An 8102-nucleotide genomic window follows, 5' to 3' on the forward strand; every position below is an offset into this window, starting at 1 on the left:
GCCGTGGCCTTCGTGCTGCGCCTGGGCCACGCGCTGCACCGCCACGGCACGCCCGCCCACCGCCTGGAGGGGCTGATGATGAAGGTGAGCGAGCGGCTGGGCCTGGAGGCCCGCTTCTTCTCCACGCCCACCTCCATCTTCGCGTCCTTCGGTCCCCCCGAGGACCTGCGCACCAGCCTCATCCGCGTGGAGCCCGGCGACTTCGACCTGGAGCGCCTCATTCTCCTGGACATGCTCGCGGACGACGTCATCCAGGGACGCCTCACGCCGACGGATGGCGCCACCCGGGTGGAGGCCATCCTCGCCCGGCCCCCCCGCTACGGTCCCGTCCTGCAGCTGCTCTGCTGGATGCTGGCGGGCGCATCCGCGGCGCTGCTGTTCGGCGGCGGCTGGAAGGAGATGGGCGTCGCTGGCGTCAGCAGCCTGGCCATTGGCGTGCTGGACCTGCTGACGCGCAAGCAGCCGACCACCGCCCGCGTGCTGGAGCCCGTGGCGGCCGTGCTGTCCGCCGCGTTCGCGGGCATCGCGGCCCACTTCTTCGGCCCGCTGCACGGCGAGGTGGCCACGCTCGCGGGCCTCATCGTCCTGTTGCCCGGCCTCACGCTCACCATCGCCGTCAACGAAGTCGCCACGCGCAACCTCATCTCCGGCACCTCACGCCTCACCCACGCCGCGCTGGTGTTCCTCCAGCTGGGCTTCGGCGCGGCCCTGGGCAGCCGCGTGGCCACGGTGCTGCCGCCCGTGCCCATGCCCACGCCGGCCCTGCCCACGGTGCTTCCCCCGGGGGTCGCCCTCTTCGCGCTCGTGGTGGCGGGCTTCGCCATCGCGGTGCTCTTCCGCGCCCGGCCTCGGGACTGGGGATGGATTGCCCTGGCCGGCGCCGCCGCGTTCATGGGCGCGCGGCTGGGAGCGCTGCTGCTGGGGCCTCAGCTGGGCGCCTTCGCGGGCGCGCTGCTGTTGGGCGTCGGGAGCAACGCGCTGGCGCGGCTGCGCAACCGGCCCGCCGTCACCACCGTGGTGCCGGGGCTGATGCTGCTCGTCCCCGGCAGCGTGGGCTTCCGCAGCCTGGCGTCGCTGCTGGAGCGCGACGTGGTGGCCGGCGTGGACACGGCCTTCTCCATGCTGATGGTCGCGGTGGCGCTGGCGGCGGGCCTGCTGTCCGCCAACGCCATCATGCCTTCGCGCAAGGTGCTCTAACGGGCCGGCCTCACGCCAGCCGCAGCAGGTACACACCCGCGAGCGCGACGATGAAGTACGGCACCAGCACCGCCGCGCCCGCGTACTCCTTCGCCATGCGCTGACCGAAGAAGAGCGCCAGCAGCGACAGCGCGGACAGCGCCGCGCCCAGGTACGCAATGAACGGGTTGCCGTTCACCAGGAGCGCCACCGCGCCCGCCCCGCTCAGCGCCCCGGCCGCCAGCTCCATCAGGGTGATGACCGCCAGCATTGGCGTCACCACGCCCTTCAGGGGCGACTTGGAGAAGTGGCCGGTCAGCCACCCCAGGTTCCCCTTCCAGTCCACGACCTTGTCCAGGCCGGACTGCAGGAAGAGGATGGCCAGGAAGGCGGCGCACAAGAGCTGCGGGAGCCAGAGCGTGAAGCGGGCGGAGTCGAAGGGCGGCATGCGCGCACTCTAGCGCCCCCTCCGCCGCTCCCAAGCCCCGTGAGCAGGCAGGCGGCCGGGCCGAGGGGAATGTTCTGGCGACAATCCAGCCGGGCAGGCTCCCGCCGACAGGTCCGGCTCCATAACTTGGCAAGGCCATGGCCTCCGATCAGGTAGCGCGACGCGTCTTCGTGGGTCTCATCCTGCTGTCCATCGTCCTGTTGTGCCTGGTCATCCGGCCCTTCGCGGAGGCGTTCTTCCTGGCGGCGGTGCTGGCGGGCACCTTCTACGGGCTGCACACCCGGCTCCGGAAGCGGCTGCACGGCCACGGCAACGTGTCCGCCGGCATCATCGTCAGCGGCATCCTGCTGGCGCTGCTCCTGCCCCTGGGCGGCCTCACCGCCTTCGTCGTCGCGGAGGTGTCCGAGGGCGCGCGCTTCGTGACGGAGGCCGTGCAGAAGGACGGGATGACGGGCCTGGTGGAGAAGCTCCCCAGCGGCATCCAGGGCCCGGTGAGCAAGCTGATCGAGCGGCTCCCGCTGGAGCAGGCCGAGTTGGATCAGAAGCTCCAGGAGCAGATGACGAACCAGGGTGGCACCGCCGCCAAGGCCGTGACGGGAGCGGTGGCCGCCACGGGCAGCATCATCCTCCAGCTGACGATGATGCTCATCGCCCTCTTCTTCTTCCTCACCGACGGCGCGCGGCTGGTGCAGTGGTTCGAGAGCGTGTCGCCGCTCCGGCGCGGGCAGACGCGGGAGCTCTTGCGCGAGTTCAAGAGCACCTCCGTGTCGGTGCTCGTCTCCACCATCGCCACCGCGGGCGTCCAGGCCGCGGTCGCGCTCATCGGCTTCCTCATCGTGGGGGTGCCCGCGCCGCTGTTCTTCGCGGGCCTCACCTTCTTCCTCGCCCTCATCCCCGCCGTGGGCGCCGCGGTGGTGGTGCTCTTCGCCGCGGGCCTGATGTTCTTGAGCGGCCACCCGTGGGCGGCCCTCTTCCTGGCCATCTGGGGCGTCGTCGTGGTGGGGCTCGTGGACAACGTCGTCAAGCCGCTCCTGGCCCGGAAGGGCATGAACCAGCACGGCGCCATCGTCTTCTTCGCCCTCCTGGGCGGCCTGGCCGCGTTCGGCGCGGTGGGCCTCTTGCTGGGGCCCCTCATCGTCGCCTTCTTCCTCTCCGTGGTGCGCATCTACGAGCGCGACTACGGCCGGCCCAACGGACGGATGGGCGACCCGGCCACGCCGGGAGGCCCCATCGAGCCGGGCACCCACCGCGTCGTGCTGACCACGGAGTCCGGCACGCCCATCCCGGACTCCGACAGGACGTCCAACCACTGACGGCCCCGCGCCCCGCTCAGGGCGTGGACTTCACCGGCGCCGCGCCCTTCTTCGCGGGGGTCGGCGCCGGAGCCGTGTCCGGCCCCAGCTCCTTGAAGGCCTCGCGCACCGCGTCCGGTGAGCCCGCCACCTTCGCGGCGACGCGGCTGGCCTCCGCGGGGGACAGCCGGCCCAGCAGGCTGCGCTCCAGGTGCTGATCCACGAAGGCCTGGGTGGTGTCCTCCTTCAGGTCCACCAGCGCGCCCTTCGCGTCCAGCACCGGTATCACGCGCGGCGAATTGAGCAGCAGCACCGTGGGCACGTCCACGGCCTTCACCCGGCGGGCGACCTCGTCGCGCAGCTTCGGGTCGAAGTGGATGCCCTTCTCCTGCACCAGCGCGCGGATGCCCTCGTAGTCGCCGGTGGCCTTGATGACCATCAGCTTGGAGAGCAGCTCGCCCACGGCCTCGCGCATCTTCGCGTAGTCCGGAATCACCAGGTAGGTGCGGCCGTCTTGCGTCACCTGCTTCACCGCGCCCTTCTCCTCCAGGAACGTCACCGTCATGTGGTGGCCGCGCTGGTGGTCCTCCTCGAAGGCGTTGCCTTCTTCCACGCGGCGCAGGTTGGTGAGCCCCTCCACCAGGAAGTCCCGGTACATCTGCCGGGCGATGGCCTCGTGGTCCGGCGACAGCTCCGCGAGCGCCGGGTCGAACGCGTGCCACAGCGCGACCAGGTCCGCCCGCGCCTCCTCCAGCGTGTTGTCGTACTCCTTGAGGAAGACGGACGGGGACTGGCCCTTGAGCTTCGGGTCCACCTGGCCGGAGGCGTGGCCCAGCACCTCATGGAAGGCCACCAGCCACTTGCGCGCGGTGACGGAGTACTTCTGGGCCTGCTCGCGGTCCTCCGCCGTGCGGGAGAACTCCAGCGCCAGGGGCAGCCGCGTCACGGCGGAGGCGGCGTCCATGACGTTGGTGATCATCACGCTCTTGCTGCCGTACTTCTCCCGGATGTGCTGCTCGTTGGGCAGGTTGATGCCTGCGGGCGGCTCCGGGTGGGACGTGATGAGGTTGATGGCCTTGGCCACCGGCAGCGACACCTTCTTGCGGCGATACTTCTGGGGCCAGGGCAGCCGGTCCTCGAAGTACTGGGCCTTCTGGCCCATGAGCACCATGATCTGGTTCTCCGCCGTGTCGCGGTAGTTGACCAATCCCTCCCACTGTCCCTTGTGGCCGCGAGGGTCGACGTAGGTCTCGATGAAGCCCAGGTTGGCGTCCACCTTCGGGTCCACCTTGAGCCACGCGATGTTGTACGCGTCCCAGTCCTTGGGGCTGCCCGTCTGGAAGTAGCGCACCAGCTTGCCCAGCGCGGCCTTCTGCGCGGGCTCGGCGGACTTCATCGCCTCCTGGAGGTGCGCGATGACGCGCGAGAGCTCCTTCGCGTACAGGCCCGGCTTCACCTTGCCGTCCGGCGTGCCCGCGCGGAACACCTGCTCCGTGAGCTTCCCGTTCTCCTTCACCACGCGCGAGTTGAGCGGGTACTTCTCCTTGAAGCCCACCAGGTCCTTCTGAGTCACGCCGGGGCCGTAGGCGGTGTTGGAGGACGCGGTGAGGAGGTCCTGTCCCGGCGGCGGGGCCTTGGAGGTGAGCTGCGGCTCGAAGCTCGCGTCGAAGAGGGTGGGCTTCAGGTCCTGGAGCCAGGCCTGGAGCGCGGCCTCGTCCTTCACCGTCCAGGGTGCGCCGGCCTTGAGCGCGCGGGAGGCGCCGGCCGCGAGCTGCTCCGCGGTGAAGGCCGGGACGAACTTCTGGCCGGTGGTGCTGTCGTGGTTGCCGCCGTGCCCGTAGAAGCGCAGCAGGTAGTCCGCCAGCTTCCCGTCGAAGCCGGACGCGGCGCTCTGCGCGTCCCGGCCGAAGAGCCAGACGCCCTCCAGCAGCTGCTTCGCCGGCACCAGCTTCCAGCCGAGCTGATCCAACGCGATGTCCTCGCCCGCATGCGCCGCGAGCGTGAGGGACCACGCCACGCGCTTCTCCGCCAGGGACAGCTCCGCGATGCCCGGCGCGAACATCTGCGCGACGGCGGTGTTGCCGGAGCGGGCGCGGAGGAACTTGCCTCCGGGCACGGTGAGGGAGGGCTGCGCGGCCTGCGCGAGGCCGGCGTCAGGCGCGGGCGGCTTCTGCGGGGTGGCGGGCGCGGCGGCGAGGACGGCGGCCAGCAGCAGGGGCTTCATGGAAGGCTCCAGGAGAGACGTGACGGAACGTGGCTACCCCGCGCGAGGGGTGGACTCAAGCCGCGCGCCGCAAAGAATGCGCGGGATGTCACCGGCTCGCGCAAGGTTTGCGCCGGGCCCCCGGTGGGCCGCGCACCCTCGCCCGGGCCCACCTCCACGAGGGGCACGGGTCCACCCCGGTACGGGGCATGCAGTGTCGAAGGCCGGACAGGTTTCATTCCTCCCCTCCGTTCGAGCCAGCGACCATGACCTCTTTGCTCTTCCTGCGCCGCGCCGTCCTGCTCGCCGCTCTCGGCGCCTCGGGGTGCGCGGGGTCCTCGATGCAGACGCGTGAGGATTTCTCGCCCCCGCTGCCGCCACCGCCCACCTCGGTGGCGCTCACCGTGGGCTACCAGGAGGCGGTGAGGCTGGGGGCCGCGTTCGCGCGGAACCAGGACCAGGCCCTGGAGCTGGTGATGGCGAAGCAAGGGGAGGCGTCCTGGTGGCTGCGGTACGCCTCGCCGGCGGGCAAGAAGTCCCTGGACCTGCGCGTGGACGGGCACACCGCGAAGGTGGAGCCCATCCCCCTCCCGCCCTCCGCCGGTGAGGCCTCCCGGTAGCGCGGAATCGCCTCACCGCACGGTTGTCACGACCCAGGCTCCATGGAGGCTCCACTGCCCACCCTCATGATTGTGATTGTCAGCGCGGTGGCCGTGCTGGTGGCGATGATTGCCCATGCCGCGGGCCATCTCACCGCGAACCGGCTGGGACGCCTGGTGCTGCTCGGAGGACTGGCCCTCCTGCCGCTGGCCGTCAGCGGCGCCGGGGTCGCGGTGGGCGTGCGCGAATCCAGCCAGACCTCGTTCTGCATGGGCTGCCACGAGATGGAGCGCTACGGGCAGAGCCTGTTCGTGGACAACCCCAACGCCCTGGCCGCGGTCCACTACCAGAAGCGGCTCATCAACCGCGACTCCACCTGCTTCTCCTGCCACACGGACTACGCGCTCTTCGGGGACGCGAAGGCCAAGCTCAACGGCCTGCGGCACGTCTGGGTCCACTACTTCGGGACCATCCCCCCGGAGCCCCGGCTCTATCAGCCGTATCCCAATTACAACTGCCTCCACTGCCACAACGATGCGCGCGGCTACCTGGAGGCCGGTCCGCACCGCGAGCTCCAGGCGGAGCTCCAGAGCGGGGCCCGCTCGTGCCTGAGCTGTCATGACCTCGCGCACGACCTGGAGGGCGTGAAGGCCCAGAACTTCTGGCTGCCGGAGCGACCGCGTCCATGAGCCACGACAAGCGCATCCGGGTGGCGGCCCTCTTCGTCCTGGCCGGGCTGCTCATCCAGCTGTTCGCCTACCTCCATTGGACGCCCCTGACCTTCGTCATCTCCACCGCCGTGGGCGTGCCCGGGGTCCTGCTGGGAGTCCTGCTCTACGGCGTCACGGTCTGGAAGATATTGAAGGAGCAAAAGGCCCTATGAGTCGCTCCGCTCGCGGGGGACGGTGGCGGGTGGGGCTCGTCGCCCTCCTCCTGTTCACGACGCCCATCTTCGCCGTGAACACGCCGCAGGACGTCCGGCTGCCTCCGCTCAAGGAGCGCGCCGCGCCCGCTCCGGCGCTGTTCTCCCATTGGGGGCATGGCTCCATGTACTGCTACAGCTGCCACCCCGGCACGTTCCCGCAGGCCCGGCTGGGCTTCACGCATCAGGACATGCGCGAGGGCCGCTACTGCGGGCGCTGCCATGACGGACAGGCCGCCACGGACTGGCGCTCCATGAACTGCGAGGCGTGCCATGCGCGTCGCTGAGCCGGGCACCTGGGCGCTGTTCGTCTGCGCGCTGGTGCTGTCCGTCCCAGGCCCCGCGCGGGCGCAGTCGCAGGAGGAGAAGCGGCGGCAGCTCCAGGAGCGGCTGGGAATCAAGCCGCCCCCCGCGCAGGCAACGCCCGACGCGGGCGTCCCCGCCCCGGGAACGCCGTCCCCCGCGGAGGCCGCCAGGAATCCCGCCGCGCCCCCCACGCGGACGCCCGCGAGCGCGAACCGGCCCCGCGTGCCGGGCTTCGAGGAGGAGGTCAGGCCCATCCTGGAGAAGGAGTGCAAGTCCTGCCACGGCCCGGACGGAATGGCGTCCCGGTCCCGCTGGGTGCTCCGGGGCGAGCCGGCGGACTACGAGGCCACCCTGCGCTTCGTGCAGCCCGCCACCGCGGCCCAGAGCCCGCTGCTCAAGAAGGGCGCCGGCACGACCTTTCACGGAGGCAAGAAGGTCCTCGCGGTGGAGTCGGCCGGGTACGCGACGCTCCTGCGCTGGATTGAAGGAGGCGCCCCGCCCGGCAAGGCACGCGGGGCCCCCACCTCCGCGCCGGCCATCGCCGCCGGCCCTGGCGCTCCCCGTCCGTCCCACGACGGAGCGCCCGCGTCTCCCGGCGCCACTCCAGCGCCCGGCGCGTCCACATCTCCCGGCTCCAATCCAGCGCCCGTCGCGGCCACGCCTCCCGGCGCCACTCCAGCGCCCGGCGCGTCCACATCTCCCGGCACCACTCCAGCGCCCGTCGCGTCCACTCCCCCCGCCTCTCCGCCAGCACCAGCCGCGTCCGCGAGCGCGGGTCCTCCTTCCGAGGACGCCTCGGCCGCGCCGCGCTTCGCTCCCCAGGTGCACGAGGCGCTGCTGGCGGATTGCTCCAGCTGTCATGCCTCGGACGGGATGGCCGGCGCTGGCCGCTACGTGACCCACGCGGATCCGGAGCAGCACCTGCGTTCGGTGGAGCCCCTGGTCGTTCCCGGCTCCGCCGCCACCAGCCTCCTCTACCAGCGCGCGAAGGGCGACTCGCACCCGGGCGGCGCGGTGTGGGAACCCGGCAGCGCGCAGCTGGCGCTCCTGGCCCGGTGGATTGACGCGGGCGCGTTGGGGACAACCGCACCGGCCACCGCGAACGCCGCCGTGGCCACCGCCCCACCCACGCCCACCGCGCCCGGGCCCGTCGCC

Annotated in this window: 8 protein-coding genes and 1 pseudogene; 7 read left to right on the forward strand and 2 right to left on the reverse strand. The window is 71.5% G+C overall.

The genetic code is table 11. The annotated features are described in order from the left end of the window. A partial coding sequence (locus D7W82_RS36815; RefSeq protein ID WP_147439730.1) for a threonine/serine exporter ThrE family protein occupies positions 1 to 1197 on the forward strand: 1197 nt, incomplete at its 5' end. A gap of 10 nt (positions 1198 to 1207) precedes the next feature. Here the strand turns inward: D7W82_RS36815 and D7W82_RS36820 are convergent. After that, positions 1208 to 1624, reverse strand: a complete 417-nt coding sequence (locus D7W82_RS36820; RefSeq protein WP_120622763.1) for a DoxX family protein — start codon at positions 1622 to 1624, stop codon at positions 1208 to 1210. A gap of 137 nt (positions 1625 to 1761) precedes the next feature. Here D7W82_RS36820 and D7W82_RS36825 point away from each other — a divergent pair, with 137 nt between their 5' ends. After that, a complete protein-coding gene (locus D7W82_RS36825) occupies positions 1762 to 2937 on the forward strand; it encodes an AI-2E family transporter (RefSeq protein WP_120622764.1) in 1176 nt (391 codons plus the stop codon). 16 nt (positions 2938 to 2953) lie between these two features. On the opposite strand, the gene D7W82_RS36830 is transcribed toward D7W82_RS36825, so the two are convergent. Next, on the reverse strand, positions 2954 to 5140 hold the full coding sequence (locus D7W82_RS36830) for a peptidase (RefSeq protein WP_120622765.1): 2187 nt from the start codon (positions 5138 to 5140) through the stop codon (positions 2954 to 2956). A gap of 245 nt (positions 5141 to 5385) precedes the next feature. On the opposite strand from D7W82_RS36830, the gene D7W82_RS36835 reads away from it, so the two are divergent. From D7W82_RS36835 to D7W82_RS36855, 5 genes and pseudogenes are all read left to right on the forward strand, one after another. Then, complete coding sequence (locus D7W82_RS36835; RefSeq protein ID WP_147439731.1) at positions 5386 to 5739, forward strand: hypothetical protein; 354 nt, start codon at positions 5386 to 5388, stop codon at positions 5737 to 5739. 66 nt (positions 5740 to 5805) lie between these two features. Then, positions 5806 to 6408 carry a NapC/NirT family cytochrome c gene (locus D7W82_RS36840; protein WP_158617796.1) on the forward strand — a complete coding sequence of 201 codons (603 nt, stop codon included), beginning with the start codon at positions 5806 to 5808 and terminating at the stop codon, positions 6406 to 6408. Beyond that, the gene (locus tag D7W82_RS36845; protein ID WP_120622768.1) at positions 6405 to 6602 is read left to right on the forward strand and encodes a hypothetical protein; all 198 of its coding nucleotides are present in this window, start codon (positions 6405 to 6407) and stop codon (positions 6600 to 6602) included. Before D7W82_RS36840 ends, D7W82_RS36845 begins: the two co-directional genes overlap by 4 nt. Further along, complete coding sequence (locus D7W82_RS36850; RefSeq protein ID WP_120622769.1) at positions 6599 to 6928, forward strand: c(7)-type cytochrome triheme domain-containing protein; 330 nt, start codon at positions 6599 to 6601, stop codon at positions 6926 to 6928. The genes D7W82_RS36845 and D7W82_RS36850 overlap by 4 nt, the downstream gene beginning before the upstream one ends. Next, positions 6915 to 8102: pseudogene (locus tag D7W82_RS36855) on the forward strand (hypothetical protein); the annotation flags it as partial. The gene D7W82_RS36850 and the pseudogene D7W82_RS36855, both read left to right, overlap by 14 nt.

Origin of the sequence: Corallococcus sp. CA049B, from assembly GCF_003611685.1 — a bacterium.
GTDB classification, from domain to species: Bacteria; Myxococcota; Myxococcia; order Myxococcales; family Myxococcaceae; genus Corallococcus; species Corallococcus coralloides.

Excerpts from the sequence above, each read along its gene's own strand:
- D7W82_RS36820 (WP_120622763.1), bottom strand. The coding sequence starts at position 1,624 with ATGCCGCCCTTCGACTCCGCCCGCTTCACGCTCTGGCTCCCGCAGCTC.
- D7W82_RS36825 (WP_120622764.1), top strand. The coding sequence starts at position 1,762 with ATGGCCTCCGATCAGGTAGCGCGACGCGTCTTCGTGGGTCTCATCCTG.
- D7W82_RS36830 (WP_120622765.1), bottom strand. The coding sequence starts at position 5,140 with ATGAAGCCCCTGCTGCTGGCCGCCGTCCTCGCCGCCGCGCCCGCCACC.
- D7W82_RS36835 (WP_147439731.1), top strand. The coding sequence starts at position 5,386 with ATGACCTCTTTGCTCTTCCTGCGCCGCGCCGTCCTGCTCGCCGCTCTC.
- D7W82_RS36840 (WP_158617796.1), top strand. The coding sequence starts at position 5,806 with ATGATTGTGATTGTCAGCGCGGTGGCCGTGCTGGTGGCGATGATTGCC.
- D7W82_RS36845 (WP_120622768.1), top strand. The coding sequence starts at position 6,405 with ATGAGCCACGACAAGCGCATCCGGGTGGCGGCCCTCTTCGTCCTGGCC.
- D7W82_RS36850 (WP_120622769.1), top strand. The coding sequence starts at position 6,599 with ATGAGTCGCTCCGCTCGCGGGGGACGGTGGCGGGTGGGGCTCGTCGCC.